We start from the raw sequence: 22,559 nt of genomic DNA, 5'->3' as shown, positions 1-22,559 counted from the left end.
GGCGTGTCCTCAGTTCGCGGCGGGGGCTTCGGGGGTCGCTTCGGCACTCGCGACCGGCGCGGCCTCGCCCGCCGCCGGGACGACCTTCACCTTCGCGCCGTCGGCGATGCGGTTTGCGCCCCACACCACCACGCGTTCGCCCGGCGACAGACCGGCCACGATCTCGACGCGCCGCTCGTCGTTTTTGCCGATGGTCACCTCGCGCCGCTTCGCGATGTCGCCCTCGACCACGAAGACGCTCGTCTTTCCCCCGCGGGTGATGACCGACTCGATCGGCACCGCCAGCGCGCCGTCTTTTTCGTACACGAGCACCCGCGCGTAACGCATGGTGCCGAGGCGCGGGCTCTCCATCGACGGCAACTCGGCCTCGACGCGGAACAGCCGCGACGACGCATCGGCGGACAAGCTCACGCGCGAAATCGTCCCGCGCACGTTGCAGTCGGCGATCGCCACGCCGTCGTCGCACACGGCGACGGTCTGACCGGTTCGCAGTTCCTCCACGTCGCCCTGCGCGACATCCGCGACGAATTTCGCGCCGGAGAGGTCGGCGACCACCGCGAGCGTCTGGAGCGGATCGACGCGGTCGCCCTCGCGCACGCGCACGTCGGTGAGGGTTCCCTTGATCGGCGACGAGAGCGTCATCGACCCGCTGGCATCGGTCAGCGCCGCGCGCGCCATGTCGTAAGCGCTTTTCGCGCGGTCGAAGTCTTCCTTGGCCACCGCACCCGCTTCGTGGAGCGGCGCGAGGCGCTCGTAAAACCGCTTCGCGTCGTCGGCCTGGATGCGCGCCGCGGAAATCGACGAATACGACTGCGTCGCCGAGAGCGGATCGAGACGGATGATGACGCGCCCGCGTCCGACCGTGTCGCCCTGCGCGGCGGCGACTTTTGACACGCGCGCCGGTGCGTTGGCGTACAGCACGGCCTGTTCCTTGCCCTGCATTTCGCCCGAAAAGCGACGCCAGCGTTCGAAGCGTCCGGCCTCGACCGGCAGCGCCTCAACGGGTACGCCCTGCTCCTTCTGGATCTCTTCGATGCTTTTTTGCGGAACGGGCTTGCCCTTGGCGAAGCGGTATCCCACGAGCGCCGCGGCCGCGACGCCGATCCCCACGACGAGAAGCACGCTGCGTTTCATCTCACCACGTTTCCTTTCCGAGCGCGTGCGCGAGCTGGTAGCGCGCAACGTTCAGTTCGTAGAGCGTTTGCAGGTATGCGACGCGGGCCTGCGTCCACACGGCCTTGGCGTCCATCTTTTCGAGCGCGGTGCCGAGGCCGTTTTCGTAACGCACGCTCGCCAGATGGAAGGCGCGGTCGGCGACCTGCATCGCCTCCTTGCGCGCGGCGAGCTTTTCTCCGGCGGTGCGCAACGTCGTCGAAACCTGTTCGATCTCCAGATCGATGCCTTTCGCCGTGCGGGCGGCGTTGAGAGCGGCGATGCGCTCCTCGACGCGCGCGCGGCGACCGCGTTGCCAGTTGCCCAGGCCGTCGAAGATCGGCCACTGCATCTGGATGCCCACCGACCAGAACGTGTTCCAGTCATCCTCGACGGGCCAGAAATCGTTTTCTTCCGTGATGCTCTGTCCCGCGTAGGTGTACGCCATGTTCGCGGAAAACGCGGGAAGCATGTTCGAGAAGTACAAATTGCTCTCAGTGCGCTTCATCTGCCGACCGAGGGTCAACATGCGCAGTTCCTCGCGCTCGGAGAACGCCTCCTCGCGCCATGCGTCGGTCGCCGTCTGAACCGTTTCCTCCGAAAAGCTCTCGGCGCAAGTGACTTCGCGATCGAGCGGCATGCCCACCAGACGCAGCAGATTTTTCTTGGCGAGGGCGACGCGTTGTTGCATGTCGGTCACGTTCGGCGCGGCGGCGGCGAGATCGGCCTGCGCCTGAAGCAGGTCGAACTCGCTCTTGAGTCCCGCCTCGTACTTGCGCTTCGTGTCGTCGTGGTGGTTTTGCGAAAGCGTGAGGAACATCTGCGAGACTTTCAGAAATTCCTCGGCGAGCACCACGTCGTAATACGCCCGCGCGGTTTCGAGCGCGGTGTCGCGATTCGTCACGTCCGCGCCGAGGCGGCTCGACTCCTCGTACATCTTCGCGAGGCGGATCGCCTTCGACACGCGTCCGACGGCGAGCGTCTGCTGCACGTCGAGCGTCATCGCCCAGTCGTGACGGTACACAAGCGGGATCTCGGGGTTCTCCATCGGCGGCAGGCCCATGGCCTGCATCAGCGGATTGAACGCCTCGGCGAACTCCATCTCCTGCTTGGGCTGGTTGATGTTGTAGGTGTAGCCGACGATACCGGTGACCTGCGGATACGCGCCGGCCTCGCTCTCGCGCACCGTGAGCCGCGCAGCCTCGGTGTTCGCTTCGGCGATCTTGGCGGACTCGCCATTCGCGACGGCCAATTTGATCGCTTCGGCGAGCGTCAGCGCGCCGAGTTTGGCCTCGTCGGTCGCCGCCGCCGGGGCGTTCTGCGCGATGGCGGGGTCGGCCCAACCGAACGCTGTGACGATCAGAACGACCGTCAGAAACCGGGAAAAAGACGCACGGGCGCGCTCACGCACGGCGGACACCTCCGTCACACGACCGGCAAGTCCGGTCGCCGGAAAACCGCGGAGCTGAAGAATCAGGTTCTCTGCAGTCCTTTAATGAACAAACGCACGAGCACTTCGGCTTTGCGCTCGATGGGGAGCTCGCGCCCCTCGACGACCCAGGGCATTTCCAGGGCTTCGAGGCTCGCCGACAGGGCCAGGCTCACGACCGGGATTTCTCGTTCCGAGACTTCGAGCTCGCCGCCGCGGACGCCGTCGCGAATGACGCGTTCCAGCAGTTCCAGCTCGTGCTTGCGAAACTCGGCCGTGACCTCGGCCGTGCTGGGTTTCAGCTCCTTTGTCACGTACTCCAGGTTCACATCATGATACTTCACGAGTTCATCAACATATCGAAAACGCGCCAAAATCAGATTATAGAGTTGGTCGACGACGCTCGTCGCCCCGCCCACCGCGTCCGCCATCTTGTGCAGCACCCGGCCGGCGTTCTGATAAGCGAGCTTGGTGAAGATCTTTTCCTTGCTCTCGAAATACAGGTAGATCGTGCCCTTGCCGACCCCCGCTTCCTGGGCGATTTCGTCGACCGTCGTCTTCTTGAGCCCGTAGCGGCTGAAAAGCCGGCCGGCGGCCTCGAGAATCCGTTCTTCCTTGTTGCTCATGAGCGACCCATCATGGAAACCGTTGACCGCCGCGGTCAGGTGGTCACATTGTCCATGAAGATCTTGAAATGTCAATGGAAACCACGCGTCATGAGACGAAAAGTTCGAGGAAAACCCGGCAAGAATCGGAGTCATGATGCCACACCGCCCCTCGCGCCGACCCCGTTCAGGAACAGCTCGATGATGGTCTCCACGTGGTCCGTCAGGGCGTAGTTCGCCCCCGCGAACAGCCAACGCTCGATAAACGCGTGCGTGAGCCCGTCGAGCGCCGACGCATAGATCGACGGATCGCCGGGCGCCAGCGCCCCCTCGGCGATCCCGCGCCGCATGTAGTCCTCGAACCGCCGCATGAATTCCATGTGCGCCTCGCGGATATTTTCGTGCGTGGCCGTATGCCACGGACCCATCGCGATCTGCGTCATGAAGCCGATGAAGACGTCCCGATCCTTGTCGGCTTTGCCCAGCGCCCGAGTCATCTTCCAAGTCAGAAACGCCCGAAAATCGAGGCTCGCCGGCACCGATTCGTCGAGAATCTCCAGAAAATCGCGGGAAATCGACGCGAGCGCGGCGTGAAAGACCTCGTCCTTTGCGTGGAAATATTTATAAATGGCGGTCGTCGAGTACCCGGCCGCCCTCGAGATCTCCTCCATCGTCGCGCCGAAAAAGCCCTTTTCCAGAAAAACCTTGAGCGAGGCGCGGGCGAATTGCCCCCGTGTGAACTCGACTTCCTCGGTTTTCCGCGTCCGCACCATTCGCACTCCGACTCAAAGCGGGCTCAGAGCCACGCTTCGGAATGGGCTTTTATTCCATGGCGACGAATTCGTCAAGATATTTATCGCTTCCTAAAATTTTTCAGGGTTTCCTTTCCTGCCGATTTGCGGCGCAATCCGCCCGTCGATTTGTGGCGCGGACCGCCGGATCGACGCACGCCGCTTGCGTGCCGATTGGTGGACGTTTCATACTGGCGGTCGCCTTCCATCTTTGGGCTTCAAAGCGAAACGGGACGGGGCGAAAATGCGCGTGCGGGCGCTTGTGGCGGCGGTGATCGTGTTGGCGGCGGTGGCCCGCGTGGCGCTGCTCAGCCAACCCGGGCTGAACACCGACGAACTCTACGTCGCCCGTTATGCCCTGGCCGTTGACGCGCCGAGCCTGGCGGACGACGTCCACCCGCCGCTCTTCCCCGCGCTTGAACGTCTTGTCGCCTCGTTCGATCTGGGGATGACGATCGAGGGACGCGTCCGAATCGTTCCCGTGTTGGCGGGGACGATCCTCGTCGCCTTGTTCGCCCTCGTCGGATTCGTCATCGCGGGCGAGGCGGGCGCGCTGCTCGGCGTGCTCGTCTCGTTTCTCGATCCCTCGCTGATCTCGATGTCGCGCCTCGCGCGAAGCTACAGCCTGTCGGCAATGCTGGGCGCGGCGGCTTTTCTCGCGTTGTGGGAAGTGATCCGTCGCCCCGAGTGCCGCAAACGCATGGCGGCGCTCGCGCTCGCGAACGCGCTTGGGCTCTACACGTTCTACTACGCGGGGTATCTGTGCATCGCGCAGCTCGCTATCGCCGCGATGGCGTGGCGTCGGTCGCGCATGACCGCGCGGTCAATTGCGATTGCGAATGTCGCCGCGCTCGCGCTGTTCGCGCCCTGGCTCGTGGCGGCGGTGGGGCAGTTCGCGCGCCTCGGCCCCGATTCCGGATGGGTGCGCTGGGACGCGACGCCTTACCAGATTGCGCGCCGGTCCATCCAGATTTTCGTGCAGCACAGCCCCGTCTCGGGTCTCATGAAAAGCGCCTATCTCGCGAGCGCGCGGCTCGGCGCGGCGAGCGCCGTGGTCGGCGCGGGAGCGATCGTCTGGGGCGCCTGGCGAGCGGCGCGGCGCCGGGGCGCGGATTTGGGTGGATTCGCGCTCATGGACAGCGGGGGGCGCATGGGCGCGGGATTTCCGCTCGCGGTCGTCGCCGTCACGATCGCTACGGCGCTCGCGGCACATTTCGTGTTCTGCGTCTTCATCGCCACGCACTACTTCGCGCTGCTCGCCGCGCCGATCCTGGCGTTGTTTCTGATGGCGATCTCGTCACTCGGTGAGGGCGCGATGCGAAACGCGCTCGTGATGATTGTGCTCGCGGCGCAACTGCTGATGGGTGCGATCACCCGCGGCGAGGGCCGCGAAGACCTGCGCGAGGTCGTGCGTCGATTCGACCGAACCGCGCGGTCGGACGCGAAGGCGCTGGTGGTCGCGCACTTCGTCAAGGACGCGTTCCTCGTTTATTCGAAACGGTCGGACGCCGCGATCGCCTTGCCGACCGACCTGCCGGGATTCGACCCGCTGCCGCGCGAATCGGCCGCGATCATGCCGGCGTCGGCGCGCGATGCGTTGCTCGCGTCTCTCGGCGGCGCTCACGAGGTTTGGATCGTCGAAAGCCACGGCACGCGCGACGGCGGGGACCGAGGCGCGGCGCTCGCCCGCGCATGGCTTGGCGAGGCGGGGTATCGACGTACGGACATGGGCCGCGCCCACGGCGTGCGCTGGGAACGCTACTGGCTGGCGAAATTTCCGCGCAAGGCCGCCGCCGCGAATTGACACTTGAACGCGTCACGGTCGACATCCGGGCGCGTCACGTCGTGACACGCCCCAAACGATTCGGCATGATGGACCGAATCGGCGCGGAGCTTGCGATGACTCGCGAAACATTTTCTCCCCGAGTGGCGGCGGCGGTGGCGCTGGCGATCTGCGCGGTGTGCGCCACTGGCGCGGCGGCCTTTGAAACGGATATGGCCTTCGGCGGTCAGATGGGGATCGCCGTGGGTTACGCCGGGCTCGACCTGTCGGGCGTCTCCGACTATCTGGAACCGATCGGCACGGATGCCTTCGATGACGGCTATCTGTGCGCGGGCGGCGAGCTGCGCGGGTTCGTCTTTCAGCGACTCACGTTCGGATTCTCGGGATTCGCGCTGCGCGATGAGGCGAGCGGTCCGCGGGTGGACGCCGACCTGATCGGCAACACATTCTTCTTCGACGCCGGGTTCGTGGCGGTCGATTTCCACGGCCTACGCCTGTATCCCGTGCTCGGCGTCGGCGCGACGAGCCTCACCATCGATCTGGAAGGTGACTACACCGCGCTGCCCCTCGCGCGCCAGGCGGGACTGCGTTACGTGAACCTCGGTCCGCGCGAATCCGACGGCACCGTGACACTCGCCGAGAACCAGGACGTGCGTCTCGACTACTACGCCTTCTCGGGCATGGCCGCGCTGCACCTCGATTGGTTTTTCCCCTTCGTCGGCGAGCCGAACGCGTACGCGATGGCGTTCACCGGTCTGCGCGTGGGCGTGATCGGCGACATCGCTTCGTCGGGATGGCGCATCGAGGGCCGCGACCTGGACGGCGACAATCCCGACTTCGCGTTCAATGCGTTCTTCGCGCAGGTGATCGTGGGATTCGGCGGCGGGACGAACTGGGCGCCGTAACGACTAGATGGCGGCTGACGCGCAATTACTCGCTTCACCAATAACCAAGAACCAACCACCAACAACCAGCAGCCACTTCCCGCTGCCTCCAGCCATGAAGTCCTCAGCCTCTCTCCGGCCGCTCCGGCATCTGTAAATCCGGATAGAGTTTCGCGGTGCATTCGGGGCAAATTCCGTGGGACACCATCCCCTGTCCCATCTCGTTCACGTAGTGCGACACGTCGCGCCAGAAGCCCTCATCGTTGCGGACCTTTTTGCACGACGAACACATGGGAATGAGCTTCTGAAGTTCATGCACCTGCGAGATCGCCCGTTTCGCGGCTGCGGTCGCCTCGCGCAGCATCAGGCCGCGTCGGTCTCGGTCGCGCTCGAACAAACCGATCGCCGTCATCACGATCAGCGATACGGTGCAGTAGAGAAAATAGTTGAACGCGATGAATCGACCGTCGGTGAAATTTCGACCGAGCTCGTCGCCATAAACAAAAAGCGGTGCGTAGGGCAGCGCACCGGCCATTTCCAGCAACGACAGGCCCAGATACGCGAGCGAAAAAAACACGTAATACGCCCAGCTCGCGCGCATGCCCAGCAGCCACGCCGCCACCATCCCGACGCCGAGATTGACGAGCGGCAGGAAGGTGTGCTGCGTACCGCCCAGATGCATGTGGACGACGTTCGCCGAGAACACGGTGAAGATGGCGATGTGCAGCGCGCCTGCGGTGAGGCGGCGGCTGGGGCGGCCCCGATGCATCCGCAGGGCGAGCAGCGTGGTGAGGAGCAGGATGAATGTCGCGAGCACGCCGACGTTGATCAGTACGGCCGCCCGCGCGTACCCCGGGTGCATGTTTTGATCGTCGCCGAAGTAGAGAAAGGCGACCGACTGCACGCCGGTGAAGATGCCGTAGATGGCGAGGAATACGAGGGCGGCGATGAGCCCACGCTTTTCCTGAAATTCGAGATCGATGTGGCCACCGGGGCCCAACCGCCGACGCTCGCCGACAGTCGGGGTCGCGGCGGACGACGCAGGCGGAGGTTCGGGTTCCCGATCGGGTCGGTATCCCCACGCGGTGAGCAGATCGTCGTCGCCGGCCACGCACACTCCGCGCCGATCATGGCGCGCGGCACATGTCCGCTGCCCAAATCGGCCCGCCTCAGGTCAATGGAATCAGGATATGAGAGCCCATGCCCATGTCACATGCGTCGCGGGAAATGTCAATTTCGGGTCGATTGCTACGACGACATCTGGCCGTGCCCGTGTTGATGCGCATGCCCGTGCCCGCCACACGTCTCCAATTCGCTCATCGGAGCGAGCCGCCCGGCGATCAGCGCCTCGGTGAGTTGTCGAGCCGTCCCCGGAGCAGCCCGGTATACGCGCAGACCACCTTCGACCAGGCGCATCAACGCGCCGCGGCCGATTCCGCCGACGACGATCGCGTCGGGATGCTCGCCGGCGAGTGCCGCGAGCGGCTGGCACATCCCGTGCGCGTGATGCTGATTGCGATTGGGAATCGCGCGGCATGCCTGCGTGTCGGTATCGACCATGAGGAAAAACGGCGCGGAGCCGAAGTGCGCGCAAACCGCGCTGTCGAGACCGTTGTCCTGTTCGACCGGAATACAGATATTCATGTCAATTCTCCTCAGTGATGGGGGAATCCCCCAGGATCAGTGCGCAGCCTTCGACCAGTGCGCGTGCGACCTTGGCGCGAGCCGATGTCGCCAACCGTTGAACCGTCCCGCGCGAAACGCCCATCTCCTGCCCGGCTTCCTCCTGTGTTTTTCCGAGCAGATCGCAAAGCCGCAGCACCTCGAGCTCGTCGTGGGCAAGAGGGATCTTGTCGAGCGCGTGCATCGGGGTCTGCGTCGGTTTGAAGGCGCGACCGCCCCACGGGCAGCGGCAGAATCGGGGTTTCATCGGTCGGGCGCACATCGCAAAAGCCTTCTATTATGTGCATATGCACAATACGCCGCGAAAAACGACCTGTCAATCCATTTTTCACTCCGTCACGGATTCAGTCGGCGGAATCGTTCGCGAGATCCCAGGCGTCGGGCTGCTTGCCGTGCTCCGCGGCGCACGTCAGGGCGATTCCGCCGCGTCGGTTGTATCGTCCCGTGACGCGCAGCCACAGCGGGCGAAGCTGCTGGAAGAGCGTCAGGGAGAGCTCAGCGACGATCTGCTCGTTGAAGGCGCGGCGGTCGCGATAACCCTGCAGGAACAGCTTCAGCGATTTTGTCTCGACGAGGTAACAATCGGGCACGTACTCGATGTCGAGCGCGCCGAAATCGGGCTGCCCGGTCACGGGGCACATCGAGGTGAATTCGGCGCAGTCGAGACGCACGCGGATCTCGCCGCCGGTCCACGGGATCAGCTCCACGCGGTCGATCGGCCCTTTGACCGGCTTTCCCAGGTACTTGGGTTTATATTCGGCCTGCGCCTTTTTGCGCGTCGCCATCTTGCGCCCCCGCCCGCGTCGCGAAATGATCGTTCCCGCCTAACACGGAGACCCCGATGACGCAAGAAACGCCGGTCGATTCCGAAAGCCCGACCATGCGCGCGGTCGTCATCGAGCGCACCGGCGGCCCCGAGGTCCTCGCCGTGCGCGAAGCGTCGATCCCCGACCCCGGGCCCGGCGAGGTGCGGATTCGCGTCGAGGCGGCGGGCGTGAATTTCGCCGACGTCATGACGCGCGCGGGGCGCTATCTCGGGCAGCCCGACCTGCCGTTCGTTCCGGGCGTCGAGACCGCGGGCACGGTCGACGCCGTGGGTGAATGCGTCGCGCATCTGCGCGAAGGCGACCGCGTATGCGCCACGCACTCCGGCGGGGGCTACGCCGAGTATGCGATCGCGCGCGAGGGCGCGGTAATTGCGCTCGGCGAGCGTCTCGATCTCGCGACGGCGGCGGGCCTGCCCGTGGCGGGCATGACGGCGTATCACCTCTCGCACACGGTCGCGCCGCCGCCTGACGGCGGAACGGCGGTGGTGTACGCCGCGGCGGGCGGCGTGGGATCGCTGCTGTGCCAATTGCTGCGGCGGTCCGGCTCGCGCGTGATCGGTCTCGTGGGCGACGACGAAAAGGCCGCGTTCGCGCGCGGACTCGGCGCGGACGATACCGTTGTGTATTCGCGCGAAAGCATTTCGGAACGCGTGCTCGAGATGACCGGGGGACGCGGCGCGGACGTAATTTACAACTGCGTCGGCGAGCGAACGCTGGAAGGCGACCTCGCGGGCGTCGCGACCTTCGGCACGATCGTGATGTATGGTCAGGCGGCGGGCCCGCCGAGCCCCAAGGGGCTCTACGTCGCCCTCATGCGCGCGTTTATGAAGAGCCCGGCGCTGCGGCTCTACCACCTGTTTTCCAGCATGACCGCCGCACACGCCGAGCACGAAGCCGGAGCGGAGCGCATGATCGTGTGGCTCGCATCAGGCGAGATTCACTTGCCGATCCATCGGGTGTATGCGCTGGACGAGGTCGCCTTGGCGCACGCCGACATCGAGGCGCGGCGCACGCGGGGCAAGCTGCTGATCGCGCCGTGATCGGCGCGGCCCTCACCCCTGCCCGCGCGGCCCTCACCCCTGCCCCTCTCCCGCCAGGCGGGAGAGGGGTGCCGAGCGAAGTCGGGGACATGCAACGCGCAGCGGTGCGTGTCCCCGTGTTCCCGAGAGGGGTGCCGAGCGAAGTCGGGGACATGCAGCGCGCAGCGGTGCGTGTCCCCGCATTCTCGGGACCCTTCAGCGAATTTCCTTGCCCGCGCCCGGCGAACTTGGTAGGTTGCGCCCGCCATGCTCTACCGCGTTCTGATCCGCCCGTTCCTCTTTCTCTTCGATCCCGAATCCGTCCACCGTTTCGCCTTCGCGGCACTTCGTTTCCTGATGGCGATTCCCGGCGTTGCGGCGCCGGCGCGGCGCGTGCTCGGCTCGGATGATCCGCGACTTCGCGTTCGCGCGTTCGGAATCGATTTTCCGAACCCCATCGGACTCGCCGCGGGTTTCGACAAAGACGCCGAGGGCATCGGAGCGCTGGGGGCGCTCGGCTTCGGCGCGATCGAGGTCGGCACGCTCACCTCGCGCGCGCAGCCGGGCAACGACCGACCGCGCCTGTTCCGCCTGCCCGCCGACAGCGCCCTCGTCAATCGCATGGGTTTCAACAACGCGGGCGTCGACGACGCCGTCGCGCGACTTCGCCGGCGGCGTAATACGATCGTCGGCGTCAACATCGGCAAGGCCAAGGTGACGCCGCTGCAGGAAGCCCCGGCGGATTACGCCCGATGCGCGACCGCGGTCGCCCCGTTTGCCGACTACCTCGCGGTCAATGTCAGCTCGCCCAACACGCCGGGACTGCGCGACCTGCAATCGGTGGAATCGCTCGAGACAATCCTGGTCGCGGTGCGCGGGGCGGCCGACGCGGCGTGCCCGGCGCGGCGCGTGCCGCTGCTCGTCAAGATCGCGCCCGATCTCGCCGACGAGGACATCGACGATATCGGCGACCTCGCGCGGCGCCTCGGGCTCGACGGCATCATCGCCACCAACACGACGATCGCGCGGACGAATCTATCGACGGATGTGGATGCGGTGGCGAGGCTCGGCGCGGGCGGACTCTCCGGCGCGCCATTGCGCGAGCGCTCGCTCGAAGTGCTGCGCCGCCTGCGCGCAAGGGTCGGCTCACACATCGTGCTCGTCGCGGCCGGCGGCATCATGGATTCGCGCGACGCATGGGATCGCATCCGCGCAGGTGCGTCGCTCGTTCAGGTTTACACGGGATTCATCTACGCGGGGCCGGCGATGGTGCGAGGGCTATGTCGCGGCTTGTCGGCGGAGCTGGATCGAACGGGCGTGACGTCGATCACGGACGCGATCGGGGCGGACGAGGTCGATCAGGCGTAACGGCGGACAGGTTTGGAGTGCATCGGAGGAATCGCGGGCGCGGAAAGCGTTTCATCCACCGCGTGCAGAAGGTCGTCGATCTCAAACGGCTTCGAGAGCGTGCGGACCGCGCCCAGCCGTTTGGCTGTGATGAGGTGCGTGAGCACGCGGTGATCGCCGCCGCCCGAGATCGCGATGAAACGCAGGTCGGGGTAAAGCTGCCGCAACTCCATCAGGACCTCGAGACCGTCCATCTCCGGCATGAGGATGTCGGTGATGACCAGGTCGGCCGATTCGTCCTTGAGCAGACGAAACCCCGCCTTGCCGTTCGCGGCCGTGCGAACCTGATGATTCGCGTGAGCCAGAATCCGGGCGAGTAACGTCCGAATCGACTCCTCATCGTCGATCACAACGATTTTTGCCATTGTCACGCTCCCCCGCGGGGCCGCACATCCCGCGAAAACCGCTCAATTCACTCATTTTCCAACGATTCATGACATTTCGCCGAATGAAACCGTCCGCTACTCCCGGACGTTCGGCGCATTTCAAATCCGCATCCCCCGAGCCATGCCCCTTCCGGCGGCCCGTGCGCGTTCATCTTCCAATACTTCCCATCGGCATGCAGCCGACACACCTTGATTATCGCACAAAAAAACTCTGAGTACACATAAAAATTTCACACTTCACCGGAAGTTCCTCACACTTCGGTCACACGCGGGGAGCGTTGACGTTTTTCGGCCCTTGGGTTAGACGATGGCGCGGCGCCCGGCCAACGCGGCGCCAATCGCGTCTTTTCGCCCCGCCGACCGCCGGATTGCGCGCGCGCGGGGCCGTCACGCGCCCTCTGCGGGCTTGGGGATCGCCATGGACATCCGGGTCGAAGCCGTCTCGCCGGTCAAGCAGCGTATTCACATTCAGGTCGATGCCGAACGCGTTCAGAGCGGCCGCCGGAACATGCTCAATGACGTCCGTCGCCATGCCCAGATTCGCGGGTTTCGCCCGGGCAAGGCGCCGATGTCGATGATCGAGCGCCACTACGGCGAGCACGTGATGGAGGAACTCAAGGGCGACCTGCTCCAGGAGGCGCTCGACAAGGCGGTCGAGGAACACCACCTGAAACTCGTGGCGCGGCCGGAGATCGAATCGAGCGCGTTCGACCCCGATGGCGCGTTCGGCGCGGTGGCGGTGGTCGAGGTGTCGCCCGAGATCGCGCCGAAAGACTACCAAAGCGTGGGCGTGAAGCGCCGCCGGCCGGCGGTGAACGAAGCGCTGATCGACCGCCGGCTCGCGCAGCTCGCCAAGTCGCGCGCCCAGCTCGTGCCGATCGAGGACGACCGCCCGGCGCAAAAGGGCGACGTGGCCGAGATCGACTACGAAGGCAAGGTAGACGGCGTGGCCTTCGACGGCGGCAAGGGTGAAAATCACCTGCTCGAACTGGGCAGCAACTCGTTCATTCCGGGATTCGAGGATCAGGTGGTCGGCGCGCGCGCCGGCCAGACGCTCGACGTGAACGTGTCGTTTCCCGAGGAATACGGCGCGGCGCACCTCGCGGGAAAAGCGGCCGTGTTCACCGTGACGGTCAAGTCGCTCAAGACGCGGCAAGAGCCCGCGATCGACGACGAATTCGCCAAGGATCTCGGCGAGTACCAATCGCTCGACGAACTGCGTGCTTACGAGCGCGGCCTGTTGATGAAGGACGCCGAGCGCCGGGCAAAGGACCACGACCGTGGCGAGCTCGTCGCCGCGTTGCTCGCGTCGAACGACTTCGACGTGCCCGATTCGATGGTGGGCAAGCAGCTCGAATCGATGAAGGAACGCGCGCGCTACAGCCTGATGTATTCGGGCGTGCAGGGCGACGGCGCGGAGGAACTGCTGCGCGGCTACGACGAGCGGATGCGCCCCGAGGCCGTGAAAGAGGTCAAGGCCGTGCTGCTGCTCGACGCCATCGCCACGGCCGAGGGCATCGCGTGCTCCGACGAGGATCTTCAGGCCTACTACGAAGACCGCGCGAAGGCGTACCGGCAGTCGGCCGCGGAGCTCGCCGCGTACTACCAGAAGAACGAGATGGTGCACGGCCTGCGTCACCAGATCGTCGAGGACAAGACGGTCGATTTCCTGCTCGAGCGCGCGAACGTCGAGTGGGTTGACGCCCCCGAGGCCGAGGTCGGTCCGGATGCGGGCGACGCGGACGAATAAGTCGTCAAGTCCGCCGAAAAAACGACGAAAACATTGGAGAACGCATAAATGCGCCGCCGCCGAGGTGTTCGCTTTTTCGCGTTCGTGCGCTAGATTGGTTTCGAGACTGGAACGGTGAGCGAACGCGAAAACGCCGAAGGGGCCGTGGCACGATGCTGATTCCGATGGTGATCGAATCGACGAACCGGGGCGAACGCGCGTACGACATCTATTCGCGCCTGCTCAAGGACCGCGTGGTGATGCTGGGCTCGCCGGTGGACGACAACGTGGCGAATCTCATCATCGCGCAGATGCTGTTTCTGGAGAGCGAAGACCCCGCGGCCGACATTCACTTCTACATCAACTCGCCGGGCGGTTCGGTTTCGGCCGGGCTCGCCATCTACGACACGATGCAGTTCGTGAAGCCGGCGGTTTCGACGATCTGCATGGGCCAGGCGATGAGCATGGGCGCGGTGCTGCTGGCCTCCGGCGCGCCGGGCAAGCGGTTCGCCCTCCCGCACGCGCGGGTGATGATCCACCAGCCGATGGGCGGCATGCAAGGTCAGGCGAGCGACATCGACATTCACGCCCGCGAGATCATTAAGACCGCGGACGAGATTGCCCGCATCATGGCGTCGCACACGGGACAGACGGTGAAGAAGATCAAGAGCGATTCGGACCGCGACTATTTCATGAGCGCCGAGGACGCGAAAAACTACGGCGTGATCGACGCGGTTTTGGCGCAGCGGCCCCCGGGCGAAAAGCCGGGCGACAAGCCGGGCGAGGCGAAATGAATTCCCGCCCCGGCGCACGCGGAAGCGCCGGGTGAGGAGGACGCATGGTCAAACGAGGCCCCGAGGACACGCACAACCTGAATTGCAGCTTTTGCGGCAAGAGCCAGCGCGAGGTGAAAAAACTCATCGCCGGCCCGGGCGTGTACATCTGCGACGAGTGCGTGGACCTGTGCAACGACATCATCGCCGAGGAGACGCAGCGGGATCGCCAGCGCACCGAGGCGGGTTACCCCAAGCCCAAGGAAATTCACGTCAAGCTCGACGACTACGTGATCGGCCAAGAGCGGGCGAAAAAGACGCTCGCGGTGGCCGTGCACAACCACTACAAGCGTATCCAGTCGCGCCAGGAGCGCGGCGACATCGAGATCGCCAAGAGCAACATCCTGCTCGTCGGACCGACCGGCAGCGGCAAGACGCTGCTCGCGCAGACGTTGGCCCGCGTGCTCAACGTGCCCTTCGCCATCGCCGACGCCACCACGCTCACCGAGGCCGGCTACGTGGGCGAGGACGTCGAGAACATCATCCTCTCGCTGTTGCAGAACGCCGACTTCGACCTGGAGCGCGCGACGCGCGGCATCATCTACATCGACGAGATCGACAAAATCAGCCGCAAGTCCGATTCGCCGTCGATCACCCGCGACGTGTCGGGCGAGGGCGTGCAGCAGGCGCTGCTCAAGATCATCGAGGGCACGATCGCCCACGTGCCGCCCAAGGGCGGACGCAAGCACCCGCAGCAGGATTTCCTGCACGTGGACACGACGGACATTCTGTTCATCTGCGGGGGCGCGTTCCACGGCCTGGCCGACATCGTGCGGCGGCGCATCGGCAAGCAGACGATGGGCTTCACGGCCAACGTCGTCGACATGCGCGATCATTCCGAGAGCGAACTGCTGACGCACCTCATTCCCGAAGACCTGCTCAAGTACGGCCTGATCCCCGAGTTCATCGGCCGCATGCCGGTGGTCGTCACGCTGCACGAACTCGCCGAAGACGCGCTGATCCGCGTGCTCACCGAGCCGCGAAACGCGCTGGTCAAGCAATACGGGCGGCTCTTCGAGATGGAAGACGTGAAGCTGACGTTTTCGGACGGCGCGCTGCGCGCCATCGCGCACAAGGCGCTCGCCCGGGGCACCGGCGCGCGCGGCCTTCGCTCGATCATGGAGAACACGATGCTCGACATCATGTACGAGCTGCCCTCGCAGTCGAATATCCGCGAGGTCGTGATTTCCGAAGAGGTCATCAACTCCGACGAGCGGCCGATCCTCGTCTACGGCAACGACGCCGACAAGGTGAGCCAGCCCAAGGAGATCGCGTAAGCCGAGATTTCCGACCAACTGAGACCGCGCAGGGCGCCCGATCGGGGCGCCCTTCGATTTTGCACTTGGGGCTTCACGCCGCGCGGCGGATCTCCAGGTAGACGCGCTCGTCGAGCGGATACTCGCGCGGCAGGAACGCGCACACGCGGGCATCGAAGATCGCGCCGCGGTCGAGGTGCGTCGCCAGCACTTGCGCAATCGTGCGCCGCAGGTAACCGAGTTTCTGCCCGCTTTCATGCATGACCATCACCGCGTTGGGATCGACGGGGTTGTCGTGCTCGCGCACGAGCCAGCACGAATCGCCCGCTTCGAGGCGACGCACTTCGGTCCCGTGCTCCAGGTGGATGAAGTGTTCCTTCACGTGCGCGAAACCTACCACGCGGCTCGACCAGCGCGTCGCGCGGCCGTACCACTCGCGCAGGCGGCGCACCAGGTCCTCGTCCGATTCGTCCGTGAGCTTCGCGAGAGCGCGTAGGGGGTGGGTCGTCGGCAGCGGCCGTCCGTGCCACGGGCTCCACAGCGCCTCGGCCAGCACATTTTGCCGTTCGTCCTCATCCAGCAGCTTCGAGGCGACTTCGACATCGAGTTCGTCCGCCTTGTCGAAGCCGTCCGCGATCTCGAGCCCGCGCAGGATCGCCCCGCCCTTGATGTGCGCGAGGGCGAGAAACAATGCGGCGAACCGCGCAACGGGATCGGTACGCGCCGGCAAATCCCGCCGCTCGCCCGCGGTCCCGTACATCCGGATGCGGATCTCGGCATCGACCGTCTTCGGGCGAATCGCGCGCTCGAGGAGAAGGTGAAATTGGGACACATCGAGATCCGACACGAGCGTCAGCGCCCCGTTCGACTCGATGAAGACGAACTCCTGTTCCGTACCCGACATGCGAATCCGAACGTCGTACACCCGAAAAACTCCGATAACCAACATGGCGCAACCCCCGGTGACGATTCCGAGATTACGACGGCCATGCGTCATCGGGGGTCGCATGTCACGAAGGGCGTCGCATGACGCGAAAGGCGTCGCATGTCGTGGGCGGGATTTTCAGGACGATGGGGAGTCTTCGTCCGTCTCGTCGATGGGGTCCTCGTCCAGCACCGGGCGTCCGCGCGTTGCCCGGGCGAGCGTGACGACGCCGACGCGCGCGGCCCCGGCGCGCATCAGCACGCGCGCGCACTCGGCGGCGGTCGCACCTGTCGTGAGGACATCATCGATGAGCAGCACGCGCAGACCCGCGACGGTTTCGCCGTCGCGCACGGCGAACGCGCTACGCACGTTGTCTCGTCTCCCCGCCCGTGACAGGCCGCGCTGGGGCGGCGTATCTCGCACGCGCTGCATCAGCTCCGGACGCAGCGCGACGGGCGTTTGGCGCAAGAGCCGACGCGCGATGAGCAGCGGCGGGTTGTAGCCCCTTTCGCGCAGGCGGCGCGGGTGCAGCGGCACCGGCGCGGCGATGTCGAAATCGCTCCAGGTCACACCCATGGACACGACGGATGCGAGCAGGTCGGCGAAGCCGCGAGCCCGATGCACGCCGAGCCGGAACTTGAACGCGAGGATCGAACGGCGCGCCTCGCCCTCGTAGCGCAGCGGCGCCCGCGCGAGGGCGTATGGCGGTGGGTCGCTCATGCAGTCGAGGCATGCGCGCGACGCGAGACCGGACTCGAAAGGCGCTCCGCAAACCCGGCAATACGGCGGAAGGATGCGCGGCAGCGCGGCGTCGCACCGCGCGCAAACGCCCGTGTCCGGGCCGGCGGCGAGACCGCCGCACAGCACGCACACCGGCGGAAAGATCGTGTCGAATACCCGGCGCGCGGCCGTCAGCACCCGCATCCGCCCTGGCCGGACGAATCGTCGTCGTCGTCGGCCTCGGGCTCGGGCAGGTCGTCGTCGTCATCAGCACCGGGAAGCGGATCGCACGAGTCGGTCTCCTCGTTGCAGATCTCGTCGATCTCGCACGGTTGGTCGCCGTCCTCGCACTGGTTCGTGGAGTCGCAGATCTCGACACCCGTGCAGAAGAGGCCGTCGTCGCAAACCGCGCTGTCGGCGCAGGGACACAGCACCGCGAAGCGCGTGCTGCCCGCCGAGTCCTCGACGGTGCCGCCGCCGCCGAGCGACGCTCCCACCATCCGCGCGATCACCATGTCGCCTTCGCTGCCCGCGCAGCCCGGCGGGACCTGTGCGGTGAATTCCACGATGATCGTGAAGCTCTCGCCCGGCGCGAGGTTCTCGCCCTGGTTCGCGGTGATGTCGGTCCACGTCACCGAACCGGCGGGATCGGACGCGTCGGAAGCCGGCGTCGCGCTCACGTAGGTCAGCGTGTCCGAATGGAACAGCACCTCGAAGGGCATCGTTTCGATCGCCGAATCCGCATCGTTCGTCACGATGATCTCGAATGTCACCGTCTGACCGGAATCGAAGACGCGCTCGGTCACGCCGATCAGATCGACCGCCACGCGGCGGCCGAAGGAGTTGCTGCCGATCTTGACGTCGGTCGGGCTCCATGTGCCGTCGCCGAGCGGGTGGCTCGACAGCTCGGTGAGCGTTTCGGCGTCGATCACGCGAAGGCTTGTCTCCGGCAGGATGCCCGAACCGGCGAGCTGATAGAGGAGTCCGGCGTCGGAGTTGACCGCGAGTCCCTTGGCGATCGTGCCGAGATCGAGCTGCGTCTCCACGCCCGTCCCCAGGTCGTATCGCGTGACGAAGTTGGTGGTGAACCCCGGCGAGGTGAAGACGCGCGGCGGGTCCATCTCCCACACGTCGATGGCGAGCGCCATGTCGGCGATCTCGAAATCGCCGACCTGCTCGTGCGTGTAGACGTTATAGATCGGCACGACGTTCGAGCCGTTGCCGAGATAAAGCAGTCCGCTCGAGACCGCGACGCCGAACGCCGCGGAGCCGCCGGAAACGACCCACTCATCGATGCGATCGAGCGTTTCGAGATCGTAAACGAACATGTCGTAGTCCGTCAGGTCGGCGACGTAGAAGTCGCCCTGATTCTCCACGACTTCCAGACCCGCGAGCCCGCCCGCACTCTCGATCGTGAAGGGAGAAAGCAATTCACCGTTTTCCGCGTTGAGCACGCCGAGTGCATCGCCGTGTTCCGGCGCGATGAATACACGCTTGTTCAGCGAATCGACGGTGATTCCCACGGGCTCGAATTCGTCCTCCGGATCGATCAACAGAGTTTCGGCGGGAATAAGTTCGTCGTCCCAGATCAGAAAGACATTGACGGGATATGCGAAGGTGGCGTTGACGTTGCCCAGCGCGTAGACGACGCGCGGCTCCGAAGGAACGCTCTGCGCCCCGGCCGTTGCCGCGAACGACGCAACCAGGGCCAACGCCGCCATCACCGTCACGAACATGCGAAAACGATTCATGTGCTGTCTCTCCCGCCCGACTCTTGCGAGCCGTTTGCCGTTAAACCATTGTCTGCCGCGAACAGACCCTTCGCTGCGCTCAGGGTGACAAAGACACGCTCAGGGCGACGAATTGCACCCTCGCATCTGTCATCCTGAGCGAAGCGAAGGATCTACCCCCGCTTCATGCCCCAAGCCCCAAGCCCAAAGACCCAAGCCTCACGCCTCACGCCTCTCCCTACGGCTTGTTGCGCGCGAGCCGCACGCCGTTGTCCTCGTCCATGTAGGTCGATAGCGCGAGCCGCCGATACGCCGCGCGGCAGTTGGCCGCGTAAGCGTACATCGAACCTCCGCGATAGATGCGCGCCAACGTGCCCGGCGCGACGGGGTCGGTCACCGGGCCCGCGGGGTCGTAATTGTACGGCTCGGCATCGTAGCCGTCGAACGCCCACTCCCAAGCGTTGCCCAGCATGTCGTACAGGCCCCACGCGTTGGGATCCTTCAGGCCGACCTCATGCGCGGAGTATCCCGCGCCGCAGTACCATGCGATGTCCAGCAACCCCTCGTCGGCGCAGCCGGGATCGACGATGTCACCGTTGTAAAACGCCGTGTCGGTGCCCGCGCGCGCGGCGTATTCCCACTCGGCCTCGGTGGGCAGGCGAAACCCGGTGCAGTCGGTGTCCCACGTCGCGCTCGTCTCGCCGATCTCGTAGCACTCGGTGTAGCCGAATTCGACCGAAAGCAGGTTCGCGAATTCGACCGCGTCCATCCAACGCACCACCGTGACCGGATAGTTGTCGCCGCACTCCACCTGGTAGGGATTGATCTCGCCCATCGCCGCGAGCCACAGCGACTGCGTGACCTCATACTTCATCATGTAGAATGCCTTCGAGATCGTGACCTCGCGCTGTTCTTCCAGACTCGAGTGGCCGAGTTCTTCCTCGGGGCTGCCCTGCGTGAACGTCCCCGCGGGAATTTCCACAACCTCGGGCTCGACGAGTTCGGGTGTGATCAGGTCTTCGCACGCGATCTGCGTGTCGTCGTCACCGGTGTCGTCGTCGGTCGTGTCGTCATCGGCCGTGTCGTCGTCGGCCGTGTCGTCGTCGGTATCGTCGTCCGCCGTGTCGTCGTCGCCGGTGTCGTCATCTGTCGTATCGTCGTCCGCCGTGTCGTCGTCCCCCGTGTCGTCGTCTTCCGTATCGTCATCGGACACATCGTCGTCGGCAGCGTCGTCATCGCCGGGCTCGGAATCGTCGTCGTCATCGTCGCCGCAACCGATCGTCACGGACGCGAGCAAGGTCGCGAGCATCGCGAATCGCCAAACGGAAACCTTCGCAAAATTCATCGCATCGCTCCCGCGCGGGCAGAGCCCGCGATGAACCGGACGCACGAGTCGAAATTTTTCGAGTGCGGCCGGGAAATGAAACGAGCCCGGAACCGCCGCCCCGGGCTCGCTCGATTCGTGGTTTCGTCAGTCGTCCTTGCCGTTGTCGCCGCAGCCGCAGCAACCGCCGGTCACCTGACCCTCGGGCCAGCCGGCGTCTTCGTCCTTGTCGCCGCCGGGCTCCTTGTCGAGGCCGGGGTCCTCGCCGGGCGCAAGACACTCGTCCGTCGGCTCGTTACACGTCTCGTCCTCGTCGCAGGGATTGCCACTGTGCCGGCAATCCACCTTCGTCGGGTCACAGAACTCGTCGCCGTTGCAATACTCGCCGTCGTCCGTGCACGGGTCGCCGGTGTTTTCGCACTGGCCTGCTTCTTCGTTGCACGACTCGACGCCGTTGCACAGGTTGCCGTCATCGGCGCACGGGTCGCCGGAGTGGCCGCATTCCTGCGTCTCCTCCACGCACACCAGCGTCTCCTCGCCGTTGCAGAAGATGCCGTCGTCGATGGGGCACGGGTTGCCGAGCGACACGCACTCGCGGTTGAGACACTGCTCTTCGCCGTCGCACCACAGGCCGTTGTCACACTCCTCGTCGTTCTGGCAGGTGCACCAGATGCGATAAGCCATCGAGCCCGAGGACTCATCGAGTACGTCGCCGCGGTCGTTTTCCGCGCCGGACATGATGCCGGTGTTGGTGCCGTCCACCCACGTCTCGCACGAGTCGGGCGGATTCGCCTCGAACACGACCGTGACGGTGTACGTTTCCTCGAACTCCATATCGTGGCCGACGGACGGAATCAGATCATTCCACTCGACCACGCCGTTGACCGTGTCCACGTTGTCGGGGGTCGGTGTAGCCGACACGAAGGTCAGGTGCGCGGGGTCGTAATCGTCCTTGAACGGTAATACGTGGATCGGCCGGCTGTAGCGGTTCTCGATGGTGATCTCGAACGTGATCTGCTGGCCAACCTCAATCTCGCCGTCGGGATGCGTCGGCGAGGTCTTCTGGATGTTGCTGCCGAACGCGAGCCACGTGGTTTCGAGATCCGTCGGGCTCCACGGCGTGCCGAAGCCGCCGGGGAGCTGCGAACGCGACAGCTCCGTCATCGTGTCCATGTCCACGACGCGGATGGTGCCGCTCGCGAGGCCGCCCACGACGCCCGCCGCGATGTACGCCCGGCGATTGACGACGTCGAGACCGATGCCGCGCCCCGACTGATTCGCGCCGAGATAATACGTGGTCTGCGTGTCGGTGTTGGTGTTGTACTTCACCAGATAAGGCACGTCGCCGGGCGGCGCGATTTCAGACTGTCCATCGACGCATGAGGTGTAAATGACCGGGTAGCCCTCGGAATAGTCGACGGCGATGGACGCGGAGGGGTACGTGAGCGTGGCGCTGCCGACCTCTTCGTGGGTGTCGATATCATACCAGTGCACCGTGTTGGACGCGTCGGCGACGAAGATCAGGTCTTCCTCGTCGATCACGTCGATGCCATAGGCGCAACTGCTGGTCGGCATGTCCCACGAGTCGATCGGCTGGAACGTGTCCGTGTCAAAGGTGTAGATGGTCGGCATGCAGCGGTCGACGACGTACATGACCCCGCGCCCCGCGTGCACGTCGATGCCCGCGAGATTCGTGGTGCCGACGAGCGAAATCTGTCCGAGCGGCGTGGCGTCGGTGGCGTCGTACACGTCCACCACGCCGACCGTGAGGTCGAGGTTCTCGTACGTGACGAACATGTGCGCGTTGACGGGATCGACGCCGATACCCACCGCGCCGTCGTCGCGCGCGGCCGGGTACCAGGTGTTCGCGAGAACGATCGTGTCGTCGACGATGTTGTAGGCCCGCAGCGGGAACGTGCCGAAGGCCGAGTTGATGTTGCCGATCACGAAGAGCGTGCGCTGATCCTGCGTCTGGGCGAAAGCGGCCGGGGCGAATGCCGCCAGGACAACGAAAGTGACAACCGCGGCGACCAGCGCGCGACCGAAACGACGCCTACGTTTTCGATCATCCCCCAT

The 22,559-nt window shown here is 65.2% G+C and carries 21 protein-coding genes; 7 read left to right on the top strand and 14 right to left on the bottom strand.

Annotated features, from left to right (window positions below; translation table 11 throughout):
- Positions 1-9: 9 nt before the first annotated feature.
- The 4 genes from IT350_05965 to IT350_05950 form a co-directional block, all read right to left on the bottom strand.
- Positions 10-1,134 carry an efflux RND transporter periplasmic adaptor subunit gene (locus IT350_05965; GenBank protein ID MCC6157581.1) on the bottom strand — a complete coding sequence of 375 codons (1,125 nt, stop codon included), beginning with the start codon at positions 1,132-1,134 and terminating at the stop codon, positions 10-12.
- 1 nt (position 1,135) lies between these two features.
- Positions 1,136-2,563, bottom strand: a complete 1,428-nt coding sequence (locus IT350_05960; protein MCC6157580.1) for a TolC family protein — start codon at positions 2,561-2,563, stop codon at positions 1,136-1,138.
- Between the two features lie 62 nt (positions 2,564-2,625).
- Positions 2,626-3,207, bottom strand: coding sequence for a TetR/AcrR family transcriptional regulator (locus tag IT350_05955; GenBank protein ID MCC6157579.1), 582 nt, complete (start codon positions 3,205-3,207; stop codon positions 2,626-2,628).
- Positions 3,208-3,338: 131 nt separating this feature from the next.
- Positions 3,339-3,956, bottom strand: coding sequence for a TetR/AcrR family transcriptional regulator (locus IT350_05950; GenBank protein MCC6157578.1), 618 nt, complete (start codon positions 3,954-3,956; stop codon positions 3,339-3,341).
- A gap of 271 nt (positions 3,957-4,227) precedes the next feature.
- Between IT350_05950 and IT350_05945 the strand changes: the two genes are divergently transcribed.
- Positions 4,228-5,781, top strand: a complete 1,554-nt coding sequence (locus IT350_05945; GenBank protein ID MCC6157577.1) for a glycosyltransferase family 39 protein — start codon at positions 4,228-4,230, stop codon at positions 5,779-5,781.
- A gap of 95 nt (positions 5,782-5,876) precedes the next feature.
- On the top strand, positions 5,877-6,665 hold the full coding sequence (locus IT350_05940) for a hypothetical protein (protein MCC6157576.1): 789 nt from the start codon (positions 5,877-5,879) through the stop codon (positions 6,663-6,665).
- A gap of 103 nt (positions 6,666-6,768) precedes the next feature.
- On the opposite strand, the gene IT350_05935 is transcribed toward IT350_05940, so the two are convergent.
- From IT350_05935 to queF, 4 genes are all read right to left on the bottom strand, one after another.
- Entirely contained in the window at positions 6,769-7,755 is a 987-nt protein-coding gene (locus tag IT350_05935; GenBank protein ID MCC6157575.1) for a hypothetical protein, read from the bottom strand.
- A 137-nt stretch (positions 7,756-7,892) separates the two neighbouring features.
- Complete coding sequence (locus IT350_05930; GenBank protein ID MCC6157574.1) at positions 7,893-8,288, bottom strand: NifB/NifX family molybdenum-iron cluster-binding protein; 396 nt, start codon at positions 8,286-8,288, stop codon at positions 7,893-7,895.
- 1 nt (position 8,289) lies between these two features.
- Positions 8,290-8,589: a DUF134 domain-containing protein gene (locus tag IT350_05925; GenBank protein ID MCC6157573.1), complete on the bottom strand. Its 300-nt coding sequence runs from the start codon at positions 8,587-8,589 to the stop codon at positions 8,290-8,292.
- Between the two features lie 82 nt (positions 8,590-8,671).
- Entirely contained in the window at positions 8,672-9,112 is a 441-nt protein-coding gene (gene queF / locus IT350_05920; protein MCC6157572.1) for a preQ(1) synthase, read from the bottom strand.
- 56 nt (positions 9,113-9,168) lie between these two features.
- Here queF and IT350_05915 point away from each other — a divergent pair, with 56 nt between their 5' ends.
- Entirely contained in the window at positions 9,169-10,194 is a 1,026-nt protein-coding gene (locus IT350_05915) for a quinone oxidoreductase (protein ID MCC6157571.1), read from the top strand.
- A 246-nt stretch (positions 10,195-10,440) separates the two neighbouring features.
- Complete coding sequence (locus IT350_05910; protein ID MCC6157570.1) at positions 10,441-11,541, top strand: quinone-dependent dihydroorotate dehydrogenase; 1,101 nt, start codon at positions 10,441-10,443, stop codon at positions 11,539-11,541.
- On the opposite strand, the gene IT350_05905 is transcribed toward IT350_05910, so the two are convergent.
- The gene (locus IT350_05905; GenBank protein MCC6157569.1) at positions 11,532-11,945 is read right to left on the bottom strand and encodes a response regulator; all 414 of its coding nucleotides are present in this window, start codon (positions 11,943-11,945) and stop codon (positions 11,532-11,534) included. The genes IT350_05910 and IT350_05905 overlap by 10 nt on opposite strands.
- Positions 11,946-12,384: 439 nt before the next feature.
- Here IT350_05905 and tig point away from each other — a divergent pair, with 439 nt between their 5' ends.
- From tig to clpX, 3 genes are all read left to right on the top strand, one after another.
- Positions 12,385-13,716: a trigger factor gene (gene tig, locus IT350_05900; GenBank protein MCC6157568.1), complete on the top strand. Its 1,332-nt coding sequence runs from the start codon at positions 12,385-12,387 to the stop codon at positions 13,714-13,716.
- Positions 13,717-13,868: 152 nt separating this feature from the next.
- Positions 13,869-14,489 carry an ATP-dependent Clp endopeptidase proteolytic subunit ClpP gene (gene clpP, locus IT350_05895; GenBank protein ID MCC6157567.1) on the top strand — a complete coding sequence of 207 codons (621 nt, stop codon included), beginning with the start codon at positions 13,869-13,871 and terminating at the stop codon, positions 14,487-14,489.
- 44 nt (positions 14,490-14,533) lie between these two features.
- Positions 14,534-15,805 carry an ATP-dependent Clp protease ATP-binding subunit ClpX gene (clpX, locus tag IT350_05890; protein ID MCC6157566.1) on the top strand — a complete coding sequence of 424 codons (1,272 nt, stop codon included), beginning with the start codon at positions 14,534-14,536 and terminating at the stop codon, positions 15,803-15,805.
- A gap of 73 nt (positions 15,806-15,878) precedes the next feature.
- Here clpX and IT350_05885 read toward each other — a convergent pair whose 3' ends face one another.
- The 5 genes from IT350_05885 to IT350_05865 all read right to left on the bottom strand — a co-directional run bounded on the left by IT350_05885 (position 15,879) and on the right by IT350_05865 (position 22,559).
- Positions 15,879-16,733: an HIRAN domain-containing protein gene (locus IT350_05885; GenBank protein ID MCC6157565.1), complete on the bottom strand. Its 855-nt coding sequence runs from the start codon at positions 16,731-16,733 to the stop codon at positions 15,879-15,881.
- Positions 16,734-16,847: 114 nt separating this feature from the next.
- A complete protein-coding gene (locus IT350_05880) occupies positions 16,848-17,627 on the bottom strand; it encodes a ComF family protein (GenBank protein ID MCC6157564.1) in 780 nt (259 codons plus the stop codon).
- Positions 17,621-19,180 (bottom strand): DUF11 domain-containing protein, encoded by a 1,560-nt coding sequence (locus IT350_05875; GenBank protein ID MCC6157563.1) that lies wholly within the window; start codon positions 19,178-19,180, stop codon positions 17,621-17,623. The genes IT350_05880 and IT350_05875 overlap by 7 nt, the downstream gene beginning before the upstream one ends.
- Positions 19,181-19,397: 217 nt before the next feature.
- Positions 19,398-20,504, bottom strand: a complete 1,107-nt coding sequence (locus tag IT350_05870; GenBank protein ID MCC6157562.1) for a formylglycine-generating enzyme family protein — start codon at positions 20,502-20,504, stop codon at positions 19,398-19,400.
- A gap of 126 nt (positions 20,505-20,630) precedes the next feature.
- Entirely contained in the window at positions 20,631-22,559 is a 1,929-nt protein-coding gene (locus IT350_05865) for a hypothetical protein (GenBank protein ID MCC6157561.1), read from the bottom strand.

This window comes from Deltaproteobacteria bacterium (assembly GCA_020845895.1).
Taxonomy (GTDB): Bacteria; Lernaellota; Lernaellaia; order JACKCT01; family JACKCT01; genus JADLEX01.
Note: the sequence above shows the minus strand (reverse complement) of the source record. Positions and strands in the feature narration are given on the sequence as shown.